The organism is Streptococcus suis (genome assembly GCF_019794555.1).
Lineage (GTDB): Bacteria > Bacillota > Bacilli > Lactobacillales > Streptococcaceae > Streptococcus > Streptococcus suis_AB.
In genome coordinates this window covers 75,126-96,040 of the sequence record NZ_JAIMEP010000002.1, presented here as the reverse complement: position 1 = coordinate 96,040, position 20,915 = coordinate 75,126, and the positions used below count along the sequence as shown (strand labels likewise).

Annotated in this window: 18 protein-coding genes and 2 pseudogenes; 17 read left to right on the top strand and 3 right to left on the bottom strand. The window is 39.2% G+C overall.

The annotated features are described in order from the left end of the window. Window positions 1-64: 64 nt before the first annotated feature. Window positions 65-859, bottom strand: a complete 795-nt coding sequence (locus K6V48_RS01255; protein WP_172006553.1) for a LacI family DNA-binding transcriptional regulator — start codon at window positions 857-859, stop codon at window positions 65-67. A gap of 63 nt (window positions 860-922) precedes the next feature. On the opposite strand from K6V48_RS01255, the gene K6V48_RS01250 reads away from it, so the two are divergent. Genes K6V48_RS01250 through K6V48_RS01235 form a run of 4 tightly spaced genes read left to right on the top strand, consistent with a single transcriptional unit; the run spans window position 923 to window position 6,230 of the window. Further along, window positions 923-2,623, top strand: a complete 1,701-nt coding sequence (locus tag K6V48_RS01250; RefSeq protein ID WP_172071020.1) for a glycoside hydrolase family 13 protein — start codon at window positions 923-925, stop codon at window positions 2,621-2,623. A gap of 9 nt (window positions 2,624-2,632) precedes the next feature. Further along, on the top strand, window positions 2,633-4,087 hold the full coding sequence (locus tag K6V48_RS01245; protein ID WP_172039421.1) for a sugar ABC transporter substrate-binding protein: 1,455 nt from the start codon (window positions 2,633-2,635) through the stop codon (window positions 4,085-4,087). 8 nt (window positions 4,088-4,095) lie between these two features. After that, window positions 4,096-5,406 (top strand): carbohydrate ABC transporter permease, encoded by a 1,311-nt coding sequence (locus K6V48_RS01240; protein WP_172039420.1) that lies wholly within the window; start codon window positions 4,096-4,098, stop codon window positions 5,404-5,406. After that, entirely contained in the window at window positions 5,403-6,230 is an 828-nt protein-coding gene (locus tag K6V48_RS01235; RefSeq protein ID WP_172071018.1) for a sugar ABC transporter permease, read from the top strand. The genes K6V48_RS01240 and K6V48_RS01235 overlap by 4 nt, the downstream gene beginning before the upstream one ends. A 76-nt stretch (window positions 6,231-6,306) precedes the next feature. On the opposite strand, the gene K6V48_RS01230 is transcribed toward K6V48_RS01235, so the two are convergent. Beyond that, complete coding sequence (locus K6V48_RS01230) at window positions 6,307-6,846, bottom strand: biotin transporter BioY (RefSeq protein WP_172071017.1); 540 nt, start codon at window positions 6,844-6,846, stop codon at window positions 6,307-6,309. A gap of 203 nt (window positions 6,847-7,049) precedes the next feature. Between K6V48_RS01230 and K6V48_RS01225 the strand changes: the two genes are divergently transcribed. Continuing rightward, the gene (locus tag K6V48_RS01225; protein WP_172071016.1) at window positions 7,050-7,787 is read left to right on the top strand and encodes a cyclase family protein; all 738 of its coding nucleotides are present in this window, start codon (window positions 7,050-7,052) and stop codon (window positions 7,785-7,787) included. 48 nt (window positions 7,788-7,835) lie between these two features. On the opposite strand, the gene gorA is transcribed toward K6V48_RS01225, so the two are convergent. Further along, on the bottom strand, window positions 7,836-9,185 hold the full coding sequence (gorA, locus tag K6V48_RS01220; protein ID WP_222367367.1) for a glutathione-disulfide reductase: 1,350 nt from the start codon (window positions 9,183-9,185) through the stop codon (window positions 7,836-7,838). A gap of 219 nt (window positions 9,186-9,404) precedes the next feature. Here gorA and K6V48_RS01215 point away from each other — a divergent pair, with 219 nt between their 5' ends. The 12 genes and pseudogenes from K6V48_RS01215 to K6V48_RS01160 all read left to right on the top strand — a co-directional run bounded on the left by K6V48_RS01215 (window position 9,405) and on the right by K6V48_RS01160 (window position 20,893). Next, window positions 9,405-10,568, top strand: a complete 1,164-nt coding sequence (locus K6V48_RS01215) for an efflux RND transporter periplasmic adaptor subunit (RefSeq protein ID WP_105126157.1) — start codon at window positions 9,405-9,407, stop codon at window positions 10,566-10,568. Further along, entirely contained in the window at window positions 10,549-11,244 is a 696-nt protein-coding gene (locus K6V48_RS01210) for an ABC transporter ATP-binding protein (RefSeq protein ID WP_024396781.1), read from the top strand. Before K6V48_RS01215 ends, K6V48_RS01210 begins: the two co-directional genes overlap by 20 nt. Next, on the top strand, window positions 11,245-12,495 hold the full coding sequence (locus K6V48_RS01205) for an ABC transporter permease (protein WP_222367365.1): 1,251 nt from the start codon (window positions 11,245-11,247) through the stop codon (window positions 12,493-12,495). Window positions 12,496-12,622: 127 nt separating this feature from the next. Continuing rightward, complete coding sequence (locus tag K6V48_RS01200; RefSeq protein ID WP_222367362.1) at window positions 12,623-13,687, top strand: LLM class flavin-dependent oxidoreductase; 1,065 nt, start codon at window positions 12,623-12,625, stop codon at window positions 13,685-13,687. Between the two features lie 543 nt (window positions 13,688-14,230). After that, window positions 14,231-14,692 (top strand): annotated as a pseudogene (locus tag K6V48_RS01195) (transposase family protein); the annotation flags it as partial. Between the two features lie 57 nt (window positions 14,693-14,749). Next, complete coding sequence (locus K6V48_RS01190; protein WP_001129922.1) at window positions 14,750-15,124, top strand: TnpV protein; 375 nt, start codon at window positions 14,750-14,752, stop codon at window positions 15,122-15,124. A 366-nt stretch (window positions 15,125-15,490) separates the two neighbouring features. Next, complete coding sequence (tet(O), locus tag K6V48_RS01185) at window positions 15,491-17,410, top strand: tetracycline resistance ribosomal protection protein Tet(O) (protein WP_014636291.1); 1,920 nt, start codon at window positions 15,491-15,493, stop codon at window positions 17,408-17,410. A 51-nt stretch (window positions 17,411-17,461) separates the two neighbouring features. Further along, window positions 17,462-17,635, top strand: a complete 174-nt coding sequence (locus tag K6V48_RS01180; protein ID WP_002779755.1) for a cysteine-rich KTR domain-containing protein — start codon at window positions 17,462-17,464, stop codon at window positions 17,633-17,635. 487 nt (window positions 17,636-18,122) lie between these two features. After that, window positions 18,123-18,635, top strand: a complete 513-nt coding sequence (locus tag K6V48_RS01175; protein WP_000241709.1) for a sigma-70 family RNA polymerase sigma factor — start codon at window positions 18,123-18,125, stop codon at window positions 18,633-18,635. 94 nt (window positions 18,636-18,729) lie between these two features. Then, window positions 18,730-19,155 carry an RNA polymerase sigma factor gene (locus tag K6V48_RS01170; protein WP_000323895.1) on the top strand — a complete coding sequence of 142 codons (426 nt, stop codon included), beginning with the start codon at window positions 18,730-18,732 and terminating at the stop codon, window positions 19,153-19,155. Between the two features lie 83 nt (window positions 19,156-19,238). Next, window positions 19,239-19,713 (top strand): annotated as a pseudogene (locus K6V48_RS11990) (RNA polymerase sigma factor). A gap of 154 nt (window positions 19,714-19,867) precedes the next feature. After that, window positions 19,868-20,893, top strand: a complete 1,026-nt coding sequence (locus K6V48_RS01160; RefSeq protein ID WP_001170964.1) for an AAA family ATPase — start codon at window positions 19,868-19,870, stop codon at window positions 20,891-20,893. The last annotated feature ends 22 nt before the right edge of the window (window positions 20,894-20,915 follow it).

Genomic DNA, 20,915 nt, shown 5'->3' with positions numbered 1-20,915 from the left:
GAGGAGGGACTTGAAAATGAGTAAGTATTAGCGTGTAATCTCGAGAAATAGCTACTCTAACTTTCTAAACAACAATGTTATGATTATTTATTTCAATACGCTGTGAAGCCCACTCGATAGCTTGAAAAATTTTTTCAAATTTTTCATCTGAGAAACCTGAGATATACAATTTGTTGTAATAGTTCGAGATTAATTGTTCCAAGATTGAATCAATAATTAAAACATTTTTGTAATCAAAGTTATCTAGTTCTTCCACTGATTTAACGTATTTAATTGAAGAAAATGTATTTTGGATTAATTCTTTTCTTTTTCCATCATTTATTGGCAGAGATACAAAAGTAAAAGTAGTCTCTCCAAAATATTGTATAGCCTGTTTTTTTAATTTTTGAAAATCTGAATTTATTTGAAAAAACACAGGATCATCAATAAAACTATCAAGGGCAATTAGAGGCGAGAAATTGGCATTCCCGATTTTATAGAAATCTTCCTTAGCCACGTCAAGAGTTAATATTACATCAGCTAAATCTATTTTTTCAATGTAATGTTCACTAAGACACATTAAATGGTAATTTTTATTATGTAGAAAGTTCGTTAATTTATTGATGAAATGAAGTTGCTCGGCTTTTTGCAAATAGGACTCGGCCTCCTTGTAGTGAAGGGCAACAATTTGCGATTTTTGAGTTACAAGTGACTTTGCGGCTTTGTTAGGAGTATAGTCCAATAAATTAATAATTTGTAGAACTTTATTACGCGTTTCAGGACTAATTTTTTGGTCTTCACGATTGTTGATAATGTAGGAAACAGTAGCAACGGAGACCCCGGCCTCACGTGCAACGTCTTTCATGGTAATCTTTTTCATAGGATTGTTATATAAAAAAAAAAACAAAAAGTCAACTTAAAAATAATGTAGGAGATGTATGTGATGAATGAAGCAGGAATTTTGCATATTCCAGATTCAAGATATTGTTTTGCAATAAATCAAAATGAAGTTGTAATTAGGATACGAACGGCCAAAGAGGATAGAGATACACATATCTATCTTGTATATGGAAAAAAATATGATTATCATTTCGACAGGAAGGAGTTAAGAGTTCCACTTCGTTACGAGGATAATACATTTGCATATTTTGAAATTAATTTAAAAGTTACGGATACAAGATTAGCATATATCTTTAGACTAGAAAAAAATACACAAAGCTATTTTTTCAGTGAAGATGGGTTAACTGAGCATTATCATTTTGAGACTGGTTTTTATAATTTTTTTCAAATGCCATACATTAATCAAATTGATATTTTTCCTACAGTTGACTGGTTGAAGGAAAGTACTTTCTATCAAATTTTTATTGATCGATTTGCTAAAGGTGATAACTTAAAAAACCAGTCCTACATTGATATGTCTTGGGGGGATCTGCCAACACCTAAAAGTTTTGCTGGTGGAGATTTGAGAGGAATTATTAATCAATTGGATTATCTTTTAGATTTGGGAATTAATGCTTTGTATTTAACTCCTATTTTTAAATCCCCCACCAATCATAAGTATGATATTGAAAATTATTATGAGATTGATGAACAATTTGGGACTTTTGCAGATTTAAAAGAACTTGTTAGTAAGTGTCATCAGCGAGGGATAAGAGTTGTTCTGGATGCTGTTTTTAATCATTGCAGTATGAATTCAAAAGAATTTATTGATGTAATCAACCAAGGGAAGGATTCTCCGTATTATGATTGGTTTATGATTGATGGTGATTTCCCTGATATTGAAAAGGTTAATTATGAATGCTTTGCTTCGTGCTACTATATGCCAAAATGGAACACCTCGAATGCAGAAGTTAGAAAACATTTGATAGATATTGGACTGTACTGGATTAAAGAAGCAAATATTGATGGATGGCGTTTGGATGTATCTGATGAGGTTTCTCATCAATTTTGGAGACAATTTAGATTGGCAATCAAAGATGTGAAGCAAGATTGTGTTTTAATTGGTGAAAATTGGCATGATGCATATCCGTATTTAATGGGAGATCAATATGATAGTATAATGAACTACGCTTTTACAAAAGCAAGTTTAGATTGTTTCGCATTTGACCGATTTAAGGCTAAAGATTTAGTAGAACGACTGAATCATATTTTGATGAGGAATCAAACACAGGTGAACCAAATGAATTTAAATCTATTGGATTCCCATGATACACATCGAATCTTTACACAGGTTGGAAATTCAAAAGATAAAGTATTAGCTGCTTTGGCTTTAATGTTTATTTTTCCTGGTGTTCCATGTATCTATTATGGAACAGAAATATGTTTGGAAGGAGGATATGATCCCGATTCACGTAGGACCTTTAATTGGAACACTGAGGAATGGGATAATGAATTTTTAAACAACATTAAAGCAATCATATCTACAAGAAAAAATACCTCAATCCAGAATGGTGACATTTCGATTCTGAATAAAGGAGAATTGGTTCATGTGGAGCGTAAGTGGCGAGAAAAGAGTGTGCATTTCCTCTTAAATTTGGATGAAAAAAAACAGAAGATTTGCTTTGAAGGTACTCCTCTTGTATCTAGGGGATTAGATAGTGATGGATTCTTGTCACGATATGGGTATATTTTTTATGAATTTTAGGTGAAAAAAATGAAACTCAAAACACTTTATGCTATATCTGTAACTGCAATTACAAGCTTGTTTTTAGCTAGTGTTAGTCCACCGATTATTCCTAACAAGAATCAATCAACGAATGACAGTATGATATTTACTGGAAAAGTTGAAAATGGGGCTACTATTAAAGTTCTTGAAAACAATACAGCAATTTCAAAGGGATATTTTGCTGAACTTATTGCAGCGTTTAATGAAATGTATGCTGATAAAAATATTATAGCAGTAGATGCAAATATAGATCAGTATGTTGATTTGGCTAATGATGGTCCTTATGGTTATGGACCGGATGTTCTGTATCAGGCTAATGATGTCATTATGAAATATGCAGAAGATAAACACATTTATCCCCTCCCAATAAAAGATTTGGACGCATATGAAACAACTTCTTCAATGGCATGGAAAGCATTTGAATATCATCTAGATGGAACAACATATACTCTAGGTGTCCCTGTGAATGTTCAGACACCTATGCTGTATTATCGCAAAGATTTACTACCAGTTGATTGGGAAAGTAAGTGGGATGACAATAAAAATCAAATCCCAGACATGGTTGAAACTTGGTCAAGTTTACTGAGATTTTCACAAGAACGTCATGCTACCGATTCTTCTAAATATGGCTATATGAAATCCTTGTATGATTCATATTTTTCAAGCGGTTTCTTGTTTTCTTATGGTGCATATATTTTTGGAAATGATAATTTAGATACAAATGATATTGGATTTGCATCAGGGGATGCGGAAAAAGGTGCAAAAGTTATTCAGCAATTGGCTTCTGCTATGAATGAAGAAAGTATTGATGATACCATAACTACAAGTGCATATAGTAAACTTGCAGATGGGACTTTTTTTGCAACAATGTCTACACCAGATGTTTATTCAACCTTTTTAGATGAATTGATTCAATATTATGAACACCAAGGGATATCTACAATTGAGGCAGAGACTTTAGCAAGTGAGAATCTGGTAATGGTTAATTTACCTCAATTACCTAAAAGTGGTGATTTAATGGATGTTAATTCGGAGTTGATTGATACAAAAACAATGGGAGGAGTGAATGGTTATGCAATTAGTGCTTATACTCCTTGTCCAAATGCAAGTCTTGCCTTTGTAAATTTTGCTACAAATTATGAAAATATTTTGAAACGATATGAAATGTTGGGTATTGTGCCTACCAGATCAGATGTAATAAAGGAAATTGGCGGAATTTCAGAAGCAGTGTATGGAGAGCTCGAAAATAATAATATTGTATTAATGCCATCAAATTCGGCTGTATCACAAATTTGGACCCCTACTCAAACATTTTTTGCTGATATTACTAAAGATGTTTTTCGCGCAGAATCAGAGAAAAAATTTAAAACTAATCAAGATCTTAAACAAGGACTTGAAAAAGTGACTCAGCAAATTAGTGATGCCATTCATACACTAGAATAGGAGAAAATATGTTTAAGCATGGAAAAATAGATTTGAGAAAAGCATCTGTCGAAGCTAAAACATCTTTATTTTGCATGGGTTTTGGCCAATTTCTTCTCGGTCAAAAAATTAAAGGAATACTATTTTTTGGAATTGAATTATTTTTCTTGAGTTATTTATTCTTTAGAGGTTTCAGAGATATAGTAGGATTCTTTACACTTGGAACACAAAAAGCAGACACCTGGTTTGGAATAGAAGGTGACAATTCGATTATCATGTTACTCATGGGAATTTTGGGTTTCATAATATTTTCACTAGCTATATATTTGTATGTTATAAATATCAAAGATGCATTATATGTTGATCAATTAATACGTGAAGGAAAAAAGATTCCATCGTTCCGTGAGGAGATAAAAATTTCAATTGATAGAAACTTTCCAGCTTTTGTCTTATTTGTTCCAGTTTTAGGAATTATGGTGTTTAGTGTCCTTCCAATTATTTTTATGATATTAATTGCTTTTACGAATTATGGTGGAAAAATTGTACCTCCAGAATTAGTAAGCTGGATTGGACTTAAAAATTTTGTAAAAATAGTCTCTTTGACTCAATTTGCTCCAACTTTTTTTAAAATCTTAAGCTGGAATATTTTGTGGGCAGTTATGTCTACAGGTTTAAACTATTTTGGTGGTTTATCCTTAGCATTACTTTTTTCAAATAAACGTGTCAAATGGAAAGCGGTTTGGAGAGCTTTTCCTATTTTGGCTTATGCTATACCTGGTTTTATTAGCTTATTGGCATTTAAATTCATGTTTTCTTATGGTGGTCCAATTAATCAACTTTTGCAAAACCAGGGGTTTCAAGCAATAGGGTTTCTTGATGTTGATGCCAAGTGGTCAGCTCGTATCATTGGCCTTATGGTAAATGCTTGGATTGGAGTACCATCAATTATGCTATTAGCAACTGGTTTGTTATCCAATCGGGACGCATCACTTTATGAAGCAGCAGAAATTGATGGTGCAAGTAAGTGGGCACAATTTACAAAAATTACTTTTCCCTATATATTGACAGCGACAACGCCAGTCCTTATCGGTCAGTTTGTCGGTAATTTCAATAACTTTGGGATCTTTTATTTCCTAAGAGGTGGGTTATATTTAGATGATTATTTTCTAGCAAGTGATACAGATTTACTAATTAATTGGTTATACAATCTTTCAATTGATAATAATTATTATAGTATAGGGGCTACTATTAGTCTAATAATCTTCTTATTAACTTCTGTTATTTCACTTTCTGTCTACGTTCGAACATCTTCTTATAAGGAAGGAGGAAGATTTTTATGAGAAAATGGCCTCACTTTTTACAAAGCACAGGGATATATTGCATACTTATTTTGGTAAGTTTTATCTTTCTCTTTCCCTGTATTTGGTTGGTATTAGCCTCATTTTCTCAATCAGGCACTATTTATTCATTTGATGGCTTTTTTCCAACATCTTATAGTTTAAAAAGTTTTATAACTTTGTTTACTGATACAGATCTATATAACTACCCGAGATGGTTCTTAAATACGTTGTTTATTGCAAGTATGAGCTGTATACTGGGAACATTTTTAGTCATATTAACAGCATACGCAATGTCTCGTTTTTATTTTAATGGAAAGAATGCATTAATGAAGACAACAATGGTACTAGGTATGTTTCCGTCATTTATGGGGATGATTGCTGTTTATTTGCTGATGACTCAATTTAACCTAATTAATCAATTGTGGGGATTGGTATTAATATATAGTGCAGCAGCTCCAATGGGTTATTTAACCCAAAAAGGTTTTTTTGATACCATTTCTTATAGCATTGATGAAGCAGCCCGAATGGATGGAGCTACGAGTTTTCAAATTTTTTGGCATATCCACTTGCCGTTGTCTAGGCCGATTATTACATATACAGCGTTAACCAATTTTGCATGGCCATGGAGTGACTTCATATTACCAAAATTATTATTGAAGGAAAAAAATCTTTATACCGTTGCTGTTGGCTTGATGAATTTAGATGAGACAGAGTTTGCACGTTTTGCAGCAGGAAGTATATTTATTGCGGTTCCAATTGTAGTGTTGTATTTCTTGCTAATAAAAAATATGGTCAATGGTTTGACCGCTGGAGCAGTAAAATAAGAGGTGAATAATGAAGAAATTTTAAAAATAATAGATTGATTATTGTGTGTTTCATCAATAAATAAATGAATGAAGCCTACGCAAAGAAGGCTTCATTTTTTGTGATCGGTTGTAATAAGCGGTGGCAGATGGTTACCAGTGCAATTTTTGCTAAATCAGGAAGAATAAATGGAAGAACAGTCCAAGCAATGGTGTCAGACCAAGTAGCACCAGATACTATTTTAAAAATAAGTACTCCAGGTAAAAAGCATGCTAGAGAACCAAGTAAACAAGCTAGGAATACATTTACAGAGGATGAATTTGCCTTGGTAGCCATTGAGGTTAATCCTGCATAAAGTAGGAAGCCCCAGAGGAAACCAGCTGTTGGACCCACCAGTGCAGCAAATCCACCAGAAAAACCAGCAAAAACAGGCAAACCTATAGCGCCGAGTGCTAGATATAATCCAACGCTAGCAAGGGCATCTTTAGGTTTGTAAAGACAAGCAACCAAGCCAACAGCTAATGTTTGGAGAGTAAATGGAACTGGTCCAATAGATAAACTGATTTGCGAAAGTGCAGCAATCAAAGCTGTTCCGATAGCGATATAAACAAGTGATTTCGTTGATGTTTTGGTCATTTTGTTATCCCTTTTATTTTTTATGGTTAACAAAATTATAGTGAGAATCTAAAAGAAAGTCAATGGAATTTCATCGGCTGTAACAGCAATATAGTTTTTTTTTATATCTAAGTATACAAAATTAATATAAGTAAAAACATATTTATTGATACTATTTTACTTTTTGTTGTGTTACAATTCTAAAAAAGAAAGCGAGATTCCTTATGACCGAATTACTTGATATTTATCGTACCCTAAAGTCAAAAAAGTGGGTTGATCTTACTCATCAGATTGATGAAGCAAGTCCACATTTTCCAGCTCTACCAGCTTTAGAAAAAAGACCAATTTTTTCACATAAAGATGGATTCTTTGTTCAGCAATTTACAGTAGTCGGACAATATGGAACGCACATTGATGCTCCAGTTCATTTTGTTGAAGGTGCCCGTTATCTTGATGAAATTGATTTGAAAGATTTGCTACTCCCTCTTTATGTCATTGATAAGTCGGATGCGGTGGCAGTTAATCATGATTATGAGATTACGAAACAAGATATTTTAGACTTTGAGGCTGTCCATGGCGCTATTGCACCAGATTCATTTGTTGCTTTTCGTTCTGACTGGTCAAAACGTTGGCCTAGCCAAGATGCAATTCGAAACTTGGATGAACAGGGTATTCAACACACACCAGGTTGGAGTCATGAAGCTTTGGAATATCTGATTGAGGAGCGTCATGTGAAAGCAGTGGGGCATGAAACCTTAGATACGGACTCAGGTGCTTTAGCTGCTAAAAATAATGGAAATCTAGTGGAGGAATACTACCTCTTGTCCAAAGATATTTACCAATTGGAAGTACTGACTAACCTTGATCAGGTGCCGGCCTCAGGTGCCTTGATTTCAATTGCCTTTCCGCATTGGGAGAAAGCATCTGGTTCACCAGTGCGTGCTGTAGCTATTTTACCTTAAGAAAAAATCCAGACGCGGATCAAATCTTCCATGTCTGGATTTTTTGCATTAACGCATGGTAACAAATTCTTCTGATCCTGTCGGGTGAATTGCAACAACAGCATCGAAATCTTCTTTTGTAGCCCCCATTTTGATAGCCACTGCAAACCCTTGAATCATTTCATCAACACCATATCCGATACCATGTAAACCAACAACCTGCTCGTTTTCTCCAGCGGTTACTAATTTGAATTTCGCCATTTGACGATGATTTTCTAGGGCAGTGTACATAGAGGTAAAGGCTGATGTATAAACTTTTACATTATCTTTTCCGTATTTGGAAATGGCTTCGTCTTCAGTTAGACCGACAGTTCCGATTGCTGGATGAGAAAAGACAACGGTTGGAATAGTATTGTAATCCATCTTAGCAGTTGGTTTATTATTAAACAGACGTTCTGCCAGAAGGCGACCGGCCTTGATGGCTACAGGTGTCAATTCTTTTTCACCAGTTACATCACCGAGGGCATAGATGCCGGAAATACCAGTCTCCTGAAAATCATTGACTGCAATATGCCCAGATGGAGTGAGTTGAACACCGGTTGCTTCAAGATTGAGCTTATCTACATTTGGTTTACGACCGATAGCCCATAGAACTTGCTGAGCAACATGGCTACTACCGTCTTCAAAATGAATTTGGATGTGACCATCCTGTGTTTTTTCAAGGCTAATCGGTGTTTTTCCTGTATGGAGGGGGAGATTGGTCCGATTCATTTCTTCCATCAATGCCTCGACAATATAGGTATCAAAACTCCGAAGCGGACGGTTTCCTCGAACAAAGAGTTCTGTTTGAACACCTAGTCCATGAAGGAGTCCAGCCATTTCAACCGCAATGTAACCAGCTCCTAATACCGCTACTGAAGATGGTAATTCTTCCCAAGCAAAGACATCATCGGATACGATTCCTAGCTCACTACCAGGGATAGATGGCACTGCAGGTTTAGCACCAGTAGCAATGACAATGTGTTTGGCACGAATTAGTTCACCGTTTACTTCTACGGTTTGATGGTCAATGAAATGGGCAAAGCCTTGGATGACTTCGACTCCGTTATTGTTAAAGGTGTTTCTATAGGAAGCGCGTGAACGTTCAATATAGGCCTCACGATTTTTTCGTAAGGTAGAAAAATCAAAGGTGACTTCTTGACTAGTAAAGCCATATTCTGGGCCATAGTCTTGAATGGCCTCTGCTATTTGAGATCCGTACCACATAATCTTTTTAGGGACACAGCCAAGATTGACACAGGTACCTCCTAGGTAACCAGCCTCAATGACTGCAGCCTTGGCACCATACATTGCAGCACGGTTCATTGTTGCAATACCTCCGCTACCTCCACCAATAGAAATAATATCGAATTCTTTCATGAATATCCTCCCAACTCAATAGTTTTACTACATTCATTGTAACGTTTTTGTGAGTGTCAATCAAAAATCCGCTACGGATTTCTTACAAAAGTGTAAGTGGGCTTATCCTCATTTTTTTTGTAAAATAATTAGGAAAACACTTGCATAAATCGATGTATTGGTGTATTATATATTTAACACAAAATAAGTATGTTTTTCACAAACTAAAAGGAGAGATCTATGTTAAAGTCAAAAAAGGCTAAAATTGCTTTGTTTTCTGGATTGGGTGTTGCAGCTGTTGCACTCGTTGGAGGAGCATTATTGTACTCAGGTGTCATGGGTGGGTCGACTGTTAGTGATGAAACGATGCCTACAAGTTTGAGTTATCAAGTCGTTCAAGAGGGTTCAATTGCTTCATCTACCCTATTGACTGGTGTGGTTTCAGCTGCTGAGGAACAATATGTTTATTACGACCCTTCTAAGGGCGACATTAGTGAGATTCTAGTTGAGCCAGGTAGCCAAGTTGAAGCAGGAACAGCTCTACTTCGTTACGACAGTACAGAACTACAATCTGCTCTTGATTCAGCTGTTCGTGCACGAGATAAGGTTGGGCGTCAAATTGATGAGTTGCAACTGAATTATCAGACTGTCACCGTTCCAGCTGATGCTACAACAGGCGAAGACACTCAGTCAACTTCCCAACAATCATATGATTCACAGCTAGCTGATCTTAACGATGCCTATGCCGATGCACAGGCGGCTGTGGATAAAGCTTACACAGCAGTTTTAGAGGCGACAGTAACCAGTACAGTTTCAGGAACCGTTGTGGAAGTGAATAAGTCTGTTTCTAAAAATGCAACAGGTAGTCAAACAGTCATTCACATCGTGAATCAAGCAAGTCTACAAGTAAAAGGCAACTTAACTGAGTATGATTTGGCAAATATCGCTACTGATCAAGCAGTCAAATTGACTACAAAAGTATATCCAGACCAAACTTGGGATGGGAAAATTTCCTATATTTCAAATTATCCTGCGACAGACCAAGAAGCTAGTGCAGTTCCCGGTGCAACAAGCGGAAGTGGTGCAAAATATCCTTTCAAGGTTGCTCTAACTAGTGAAGTTGGGGATTTGAAACAAGGGTTCACTGTGAATATTGAAGTAGTGAATACAAGCAAAAATATATTGGTTCCTGTGACAGCGGTTGTTTATGAGGAAGATAAGACATTTGTTTGGACAATTGTAGATGGGAAGGCTAAAAAAGTAGAAGTTACTTTAGGAAATGCTGACGCGATAAATCAGGAAGTGCAAACAGGATTGGCAGTTGGAGATCATGTCATTTCATACCCAACATTGGACTTAGAAGATGGAAAAGAGGTAGAAGCCTATGAAGAACCAGCTAATTAAGCTGACCAATATCAATAAGTCCTATAGAAATGGTGATCAAGAACTTCGAGTCCTTAAAGATATTGACTTAGAAGTAGAAGAAGGTGAATTTCTAGCGATTATGGGGCCATCCGGCTCTGGTAAATCCACTTTAATGAACATAATAGGTTTATTAGATCGCTCTAGTTCAGGCAATTATTGGTTGGAGGGGGAGGAAGTTAGTCAGTTATCTGAGAAAAAATTAGCTTCAGTTCGAAATGATCAAATCGGCTTTGTCTTTCAACAATTCTTCTTGTTGTCTAAATTAAATGCATTACAAAATGTTGAATTGCCGTTGATATATGCGGGTGTTCCTTCAGCAAAACGAAAAAAATTGGCCAAGCAATACCTAGAGAAGGTCGAATTGGCAGAGCGTATGACCCATTTACCGTCTGAATTATCAGGTGGTCAAAAACAGCGGGTAGCTATTGCGCGTGCCTTAGTAAATACTCCTGCGATTATTCTTGCTGATGAACCAACAGGTGCTTTGGATACGAAGACCGGTCAGCAGATTATGGAATTATTAATAGAACTCAATAATGAAGGTAAGACAATCATTATGGTAACTCATGAACCTGAAATCGCTGCATATGCGAAACGGACGATTGTTTTACGAGACGGTGTCATTACTGAAGATAGACGTAGAGAGGAGATTTAAATGGAAAATTGGAAATTTGCCTTAAAATCAATCCTCGCACATAAAATGCGTTCTTTACTGACCATGTTGGGGATTATTATTGGTGTGGCGGCCGTGGTTATCATCGTTGCCTTGGGATCTGGTATGAGTAAGAGTATTGAAAAAGCTCTTGCTGGAGACCAAAACAATGTACAGGTCTACTTTTCCCCAATTTTTGGAGAAGAGGAAGTCAATAGTGGTGGCTTTTTCTATACAACTGGTGGTGAAATGTCAATGGAAGAAGAACCTGATTTGACAGATGCGATACTTCAGGGCTTATTAGAAATTGATGGGATTAGTAATTACTATATTAGTTTTTCAAATACTGCTGAAGTATCTGTAGGGAGTAAGAAAGCTGATAATGTCTTTATAAATGGTGTTAGTCAATCCTATTTTGATGTGAAAGAGTTAGAGATATTGGCTGGTAGAAAGTTTATGCCAAATGATTATTCTCGATATTCGCGCATTATGATGTTAGATGTCAATTTAGCTGAAAAACTTTTTGGTAGTATGGATGCGGCCCTTAACCAAACAGTTAGTGTGAATCAAAACGTTTACCTTGTCGTTGGTGTCTATAAAGATCCACAAGCTGGCTCAGCCCTTTACGGAATGAACTCTGGTGGGAATGCCATTATGACCAACACTCAATTGGCTACGGAAATGGGAGTAAATGAGAATAGCGGTCTCTATGTTCACGTAGATGATGTTAGTCGTGCAGGGGAAGTTGGTCAAGCAGCAGCAGATTATTTAACGAAAGTTACTGGCTTGAAAGAAGCAAGATATGACATTTATGATATGTCAGCTATGCTGGATTCCTTTAGAAGTGAGATGGCTGGTGTCACAATGTTTATAGGAGCAGTTGCAGGGATCTCTTTGCTTGTTGGTGGTATTGGTGTCATGAATATTATGTTGGTTTCTGTCACTGAGCGAACTCGTGAAATTGGTCTCCGAAAAGCACTGGGAGCAACCCGAGGAAATATTCTCTTGCAATTCTTGATTGAAGCGATGGTGCTGACTACTCTGGGGGGAGCGATCGGTTTAGCTATTGCCCAAACTATCGTGTTTATTCTCAACGCTACAAAGGTGATGGGGGAAAATATGACGGCAGAAATCTCCATACCAGTTGTACTTGGTAGCCTGGCCTTTTCTGCAATTGTTGGTATAGTATTCGGGGTATTACCAGCCAATAAAGCTTCGAAACTTGATCCGATTGAAGCTCTGCGTTATGAGTAATACAACAGGAACGATTAGGTTACCCTAGTCGTTTTTCTTTTTTGAGCAAATCAATTGACTTTATCACTAATTAGAGATAAAATAAACGCATCAATTAAGAAATAGTGATTTCAAAGGAGAACACATCATGGTAGAATTAGGCATTTCAACATTTGGCGAAACAACTCCACTAGAAAAAACTGGGGAAACTTACAGCCACGACGAGCGGATTCGCCAACTAGTCAAAGAAATAGAGCTAGCCGATGCGGTGGGGCTTGATGTTTATGGAATTGGAGAGCATCACCGCGAAGATTTTGCGGTTTCTGCACCTGAGATTGTGCTGGCAGCTGGTGCCGTCAATACCAAGCATATCAAACTAACATCAGCAGTTTCAATCCTTTCCTCCATGGACCCTGTAAGGCTCTATCAGCAGTATACCACCATTGATGCTTTGTCAAATGGCAGAGCGGAAATCATGGCGGGTCGAGGTTCCTTTACGGAGTCATTCCCCTTGTTTGGCTATGATCTCCACGACTATGAAGAACTCTTCGATGAAAAGCTGGATATGCTTCTGGAAATCGACAAGGAAACCAATCTCAAGTGGGATGGGCATTTTACACAGTCAGTCGATAACAAGCCAGTCTATCCACGTCCTGTTCAGGAAGATTTTCCCATTTGGGTGGCAACTGGGGGCAATGTAGAATCCACCATCAAGATTGCTAAGAAAGGCCTGCCTATTGTGTATGCAGTCATTGGTGCAGGTGCCCATCGCTTTAAACCTTTGGCGGATGCCTATCGTAAGGTAGCCCGCAACTCAGGTCATGATCCAAAGAAAACGAAAGTTGCAGCCCATTCTTGGGGTTGGATTGCAGACGACCATGACAAAGCAGTAGAAGATTATTTCCATCCTACTAAAGTTGTGACCAATAATATTGCAAAAGACCGTCCACATTGGAGCGAAATGACAAAGGCGCAATATCTCTACTCTCTGACAGACGAAGGTGCAACCATCGTCGGAGATCCAAAACGAGTCGCTGAAAAAATTATCAAGACTATTGAAACACTTGACTTGGACCGTTTCTTCCTCCATCTCCCAATCGGATCTATGCCACATGAAGATGTCCTCCGTGCTATCGAACTCTACGGAAAAGAAGTCGCGCCAATTGTCCGAGATTATTTTGCAAAAAAAGAAGAGAATCAGTCCCAAGACTGATGAGATAAAAAGGAGGGGACGTTATAATAGCCTCACTTCTCTAAAGTGGAGTCAACATCTCAGCGCAGTGGTTGATTGTGTTTAACAGTCCAGTGGACTGTTAAAGGTTGGAGATAAGATTTGCGAAGCAAATCTCAGCAATTCGTGTTTTACACTCCACATCTGACCTCTACGACTGATGCGAACAGAGTTCGCTTCATCTCCAACCTCAAACTGTCTCCCAGACAGTTTGAGCTGTGCGGGGGTGGGAGTGAAACAGTCTATCCCCATACTGTTTCAGCTCAACAACTGGAAATATGAACTTGTTGACGAACTCTCTATGATTATTTGAGTTCTGTCCCACTCCCAATCCTAAATATTTTTCATAATCTCCTGAAAAGCTTGGTCAGTTGGCCGGGCTTTTTTTGCATGCAAAAACGGCTCTATAATTTCTGTAGTGGGTAAAACCACCGTGGAGATTATGGAGCCTTTTTGAGTATAGAAAAAAAGTCCCATATGACCTATAATGAAAAGTGCTCAAACTATCATTTTAGAAAGACTCATATGGAACAACTAAATCTTATCACAAATTTTCTCAGAATTAAAGACAAAAATATCACTATCACTGATGAATATGATATGGGAACTCACTTAGAACTCCACGGTTACTTGGATTACATGGCTCCTAAATGTCCAGAATGCAAGGGACAAATGGCTAAGTACGACTACCAGAAAGCATCAAAAATTCCCTACCTAGAAACTGCTGGTTATCCACTCCTTATCCGCCTTAAAAAGCGTCGTTTCAAGTGTAAAGAATGTGGGAAATTGGCGGTCGCTGAAACTCCTCTTGTTAAGAAAAACCATCAAATATCTGTCGCTGTTAACCAGAAAATCGCACAATTACTCATCGAAAATCAAGCAATGACACATATTGCACACAGGCTATCTATCTCAACATCATCAGTTATGAGAAAGCTTAATGAGTTCAAGTTTGAAACGGATTGGAATACCCTACCTGAGGTGATGATGTAGGACGGATTTTGCGGACATTCAAAATAAAAAAGAATGTGGAGGTAACAGACAATGGCAAAATCATTATTTGAGGAACTGGGCGGCAAATACGAAAGGCAAGGGGATTATTTGATACCGTGCTTAACTGTACCCGCCGAAGAAGAACAGGCAATAGGCATCTGGGGGCAACGGCATTTAGATTATCTAAAACAGTACCGTAAAGTTACATACACCAATCTTCTTACAAGCGGCAGGCTAAACGCCTACCTTGCCGACATCAACAGACAGGCACAGGAACGCTTTGAAAGGCTCATAGAGGGTATGAAACAGGCACAGGGCATAACGGAACAGCTAAAGGCAGAAAACGCCTTAGAATGGACAGGATGCCTCAATAACATAAGGGCTTGTGCGAGGGAGATTGTGGAAAAGGAAATTATTTTTGCATAAACAGATGATTAGTGGCAGGGGGAAATCCTGCCGCTTTTTCTGCTTTAGTTTGTCAGCTTGACAAATAAAGGGTTAAGGAATATAATTAGATTCAGTATTATACAAGGAGTTAATAAATATGCGGCAAGGTATTCTTAAATAAACTGTCAATTTGATAGTGGGAACAAAAAGTAGCAGTCCCGTTTCACTTTTAATATGGGGCTTAGTTTTTTGTACCCAGTTTAATAATACTTTTATCATGTAATTTTATATGCCCGAAAACATATAAGTGTTTTGGGGCTATTGGAGTTATTTACCCAGTGATAGGAGTATTTATCACTGGGTATTTTTATGCCCTTTTTTGGGTGTTGATAGGAGGAAAATCACATGAAAATAATTAACTTAGGCATTCTGGCTCACGTTGACGCAGGAAAGACAACATTAACGGAGAGTTTATTGTATACCAGTGGTGCAATTGCAGAACCAGGGAGCGTAGATAAAGGCACAACAAGGACAGATACAATGAATTTGGAGCGTCAAAGGGGAATCACTATCCAGACAGCAGTGACATCTTTTCAGTGGGAGGATGTAAAAGTCAACATTATAGATACGCCAGGCCATATGGATTTTTTGGCGGAAGTATACCGTTCTTTATCCGTATTAGACGGAGCAGTATTATTAGTTTCTGCAAAGGATGGCATACAGGCACAGACCCGTATACTGTTTCATGCACTACAGACAATGAAGATTCCGACAATTTTTTTCATCAATAAAATTGACCAAGAGGGGATTGATTTGCCAATGGTATATCAAGAAATGAAAGCAAAGCTTTCTTCGGAAATTATAGTGAAGCAAAAGGTTGGGCAGCATCCCCATATAAATGTAACGGACAATGACGATATGGAACAGTGGGATGCGGTAATTATGGGAAACGATGAACTATTAGAGAAATATATGTCAGGGAAACCGTTTAAAATGTCAGAACTGGAACAGGAAGAAAACAGGAGATTCCAAAACGGAACGTTATTTCCCGTTTATCACGGAAGTGCTAAAAACAATCTGGGGATTCGGCAGCTTATAGAAGTGATTGCCAGTAAGTTTTATTCATCAACGCCTGAAGGTCAATCTGAACTATGCGGGCAGGTTTTTAAGATTGAATATTCAGAGAAAAGGCGGCGTTTTGTTTATGTGCGTATATATAGCGGAACATTGCATTTGAGGGATGTTATTAAAATATCTGAAAAAGAGAAAATAAAAATCACAGAGATGTGTGTTCCGACAAACGGTGAATTATATTCATCCGATACAGCCTGCTCTGGTGATATTGTAATTTTACCAAATGATGTTTTGCAGCTAAACAGTATTTTGGGGAACGAAATGCTGTTGCCGCAGAGAAAATTTATTGAAAATCCTCTCCCTATGCTCCAAACAACGATTGCAGTAAAGAAATCTGAACAGCGGGAAATATTGCTTGGGGCACTTACAGAAATTTCAGATGGCGACCCTCTTTTAAAATATTATGTGGATACTACAACGCATGAGATTATACTTTCTTTTTTGGGGAATGTGCAGATGGAAGTCATTTGTGCCATCCTTGAGGAAAAATATCATGTGGAGGCAGAAATAAAAGAGCCTACTGTTATATATATGGAAAGACCGCTTAGAAAAGCAGAATATACCATCCACATAGAAGTCCCGCCAAATCCTTTCTGGGCTTCTGTCGGGTTGTCCATAGAGCCGCTCCCTATTGGAAGCGGAGTGCAGTATGAAAGCAGAGTTTCACTTGGATATTTAAATCAATCGTTCCAAAATGCGGTTATGGAGGGGGTTCTTTATGGCTGCGAGCAGGGGCTGTATGGATGGAAAGTGACAGACTGTAAAATCTGTTTTGAATATGGATTGTATTATAGTCCTGTAAGTACCCCCGCAGACTTTCGGCTGCTTTCCCCTATCGTATTGGAGCAGGCTTTAAAAAAAGCAGGGACAGAACTATTAGAGCCATATCTCCACTTTGAAATTTATGCACCGCAGGAATATCTCTCACGGGCGTATCATGATGCTCCAAGGTATTGTGCAGATATTGTAAGTACTCAGATAAAGAATGACGAGGTCATTCTGAAAGGAGAAATCCCTGCTAGATGTATTCAAGAATACAGGAACGATTTAACTTATTTCACAAATGGGCAGGGAGTCTGCTTGACAGAGTTAAAAGGATACCAGCCAGCTATTGGTAAATTTATTTGCCAACCCCGCCGCCCGAATAGCCGTATAGATAAGGTTCGGCATATGTTCCACAAGTTAGCTTAACAGCTTGCAAAAGTCATATAAAATGAGATTTGAAAGGATTAGAGACTAATTATGATGAAATGCGAATGGATATTGTGTCCTGTTTGTGGGAGCAAAACCCGTAATAAAATTAGGAAGGACACTGTTTTGGAGAATTATCCCCTTTATTGTCCAAAATGCAGACAAGAAAGATTGATTAAAGTTGACAACTTGAAGATAACTGTCATCAAAGAGCCAGACGCTTAAGACGCAGAGCCGATGAAATTGTGGAACAATTCACGAATCATCGGCTCTTTTTGTTTCGTATTTGAAAGAACAAACTCACCAAATAAAAAAAACGATATTCGGGTGGGTTATTTTGTTATACCCTAAATTACCCTCTGAATTTGTTTTTAAATTTGGAGGGATTTTTTTATGTCCTTTTTTCGGGCAGTTATCTATCTGCTCATACGAAGCAAAATTTATCAATACATAGCATATCAGAGAACGGCAGGAAACCAGTTAAAAAAATTTCTGCCAGTGCAACGGTACTTCTCACCTTGAAAGTAGAAGTACAATCTCCATACAATAGAATTACTATTTCCTATAACCGTAAAGGTCACAGAGCCTTTGCGGTTTTTCTTTTGTCGATTTTTGTTGGAAAGTGCCGTAGGGCTGTTTCTGATATGCGGTGTCGTTCTCCGCCTCTCCATCTGGATTTTTTACATTTCAAAAATTCAGATGGGAGGTATTTATGGTGAAATATGCACCAAGAAAGGTATATATCAGAGAAAGTGGCGGCTATGTGGAATTATCCTACACGGAGTTCTGCCGTTGCAGGGAATCCGACCAGACCTATATGGACAAGCTGTTTATCCCCATTCAAGGCTGTCTGCTTGAAGTCGTGAGGGAGCAATACACAGACTTCTACCGTGACAAGGAACGGTGGCGTTATCTGCAAAAATTAGATACAAAGAATAGACTGCTATCTCTCGACGGATTTACGGACAGCGAGGGGAATCCTCTGGACTTTATCACTGATGAAGCGGTGGACATTGCAGAAACCGTTGTCAATGCGGTCATGGTGGACAGGCTGAAAGCCGCCCTGCCTTTGCTGTCGGATAGTGAACAGGAGCTGATACAGGCAATCTTTTTTGACGGACTTTCCGAGCGTGAAGTCGGGGCGAGGTTGGGCATAACCCAGAGCGTAGTAAACAAACGCAAAGCCAGAATCCTAATAAAACTAAGAAAGATAATAGAAAATTAAAATTTAAGGCGTTCAGCCCCCTTGTTTTTTCCTTTGGGAAGATGAGGGGGCTTTTCTCTGCCCTCTCAATCAATTCTGATTGGAGGAAGTAAGAATGGCATACAACCACGGACGGGAGGACAGGAAATGGCGTATCTGGAAAGAAGCGGAGGAAAAGCTGCTGCGTGAGTGCGGCGTTGATGAAGCGACCATTGAGCAGATACGCATGGCGGACAGGGCAGACTTCAATTCCAACAGGCGGTTTTACCGATGGACGAATGACGTTGCGGAATATCTTGAGGACATGGCAGGCAGGGAGCGGCAGGCGGAAGTGGGTACGGTTGCGGAGTTACTGGAAGAGATTGAGAGCGAAAATCTCTATCAAGTATTAGTCACGGTGGACGGGCGTACCTTGAAAATCGTCCTGCTGAAAATGCAGGGGTATTCCACAAAGGAGATTGCCCCGCTTGTGCATTTGACGACTGGTGCCATCTATGCGAGGTTAGACCATCTGCGGAAGAAGCTGCGGAAAATTTTATAGCTTCTAAAACAGCCTGCCATCCTGCGGGCTACTGGGTGAGGGATGGAAATCCCCTCACTCATTTTTTGCAGGAGGACAACAGGATGGCATACAGGGTTAAGGCATACACGCTTCGGGAGGAATCCACGGAAAGCGGCACAAGGTATTTTATCAGCTTTAAGGACGGGCAGGGCAAATCCCACGAGTTGGAAGTGTCGGAACAGTTCTTTATGGAGTTTCGGCAGATGGAGCGCAGGAACAGGAATCTTTTCTAATGGGACGAGCGGCACAGGGAGTTTAACGAGGTATGGGACGAAACCCTTTACAGACGGGCGTTGCGTGTGCCTAAGAGCCTTGATGAACGCATGGTTGAGGAAGAACGGAATGAAACGCTCTATAAGGCGGTTGGGAGCCTTCCAGAGATACAAAGGCGGCGTTTCCTGCTCTACTACGAGTATGAGTTCAATTTTTACCAAATCGCCGCTATGGAGCATTGCACCGCTTCGGCAATACAGAAATCTGTTGCGATTGCAAAGGAGAAAGTAAAGGCGGAAATTGAAGAAATATCTCCAACCGTGACCGACACCGCCCGAAAAAGAAATCTGTTTTTTATTTGTGTGGGATTGGCGGCATTACATACTCTCACTTTTTTCCGTGGGAGTAAATCTATTTTTAAGGAGGTCAACGCCTATGTGCAACGAAAACAAAGACACCGCCCGAAAGGAGGAAAGCCATGCAGAAGTTACAGACAGTCAACGCCGAAACGCTCCTTTATGAACCGCTTGAGAAACCATCCTTTGTGGTGGACAGCCTTATCCCGACAGGCTTATCGCTGTTCTGCGGCTCACAGAAGATAGGCAAAAGCTGGCTCATGCTGAAGCTATGCTTATGCGTGTCGCAGGGAATCCCTTTATGGGATATGCCGACAATGGAGGGCGATGTGCTTTACCTCTGCCTTGAGGACACGTTCTGCCGCATACAGGACAGGTTATTTCGTTTGACGGACGAAGCAAGCGGGCGGCTCCACTTTGCCGTGGCAAGCTGCAAGCTGTCAGACGGTCTTATCGTGCAGCTTGAAGATTATCTGAAAGATTACCCAGACAGCAGGCTCATTGTCATTGATACCTTGCAGAAAGTCCGTACAGCTTCAAAAGACAATGCCTATGCAAGCGACTATGGGGACATCTCCCTCATCAAAGACTTTGCCGACAGGCACTCTCTGGCGGTCATTGTCGTACACCACATCCGAAAGCAGAATGACAGCGACGTGTTCAACAAGGTGTCTGGGACGACAGGATTAACGGGGAGTGCGGACGCTACCTTTGTTCTGGAAAAGGAGAAACGTGCGTCTGACACCGCCAAGCTGTATGTGACGGGCAGGGACACGCCTTATCAGGAATACACGCTGCGTTTCCGTGATTGCCGTTGGGAGCTTGTGGAGCGGAAAACGCAGGAGCAGCTTGCGAAAGAAACGATACCAGATGTCCTTTTTCGGTTGGTGGATTTTATGAGGGATAAGGAAGAATGGATAGGCACGGCAACGGAACTGTTAGCCGCTATGGGGGAAACGGAAACCATACCCACGGTGATTACGAAATGGCTGAATGAATACCGCACCACATTTTTAAGCGAGAACCGTATCTGCTACCAGTACAGCCGCAGGAAAGACGGCAGGCGGATTGCCCTTGCAAGGAGGGCGGGTGACAGCGGTGATGGTGGTGACAGCGATATTAGGATACCCCCCTGTTACTGTCATTGACGCTTAAAGCCATGTAAAGCTG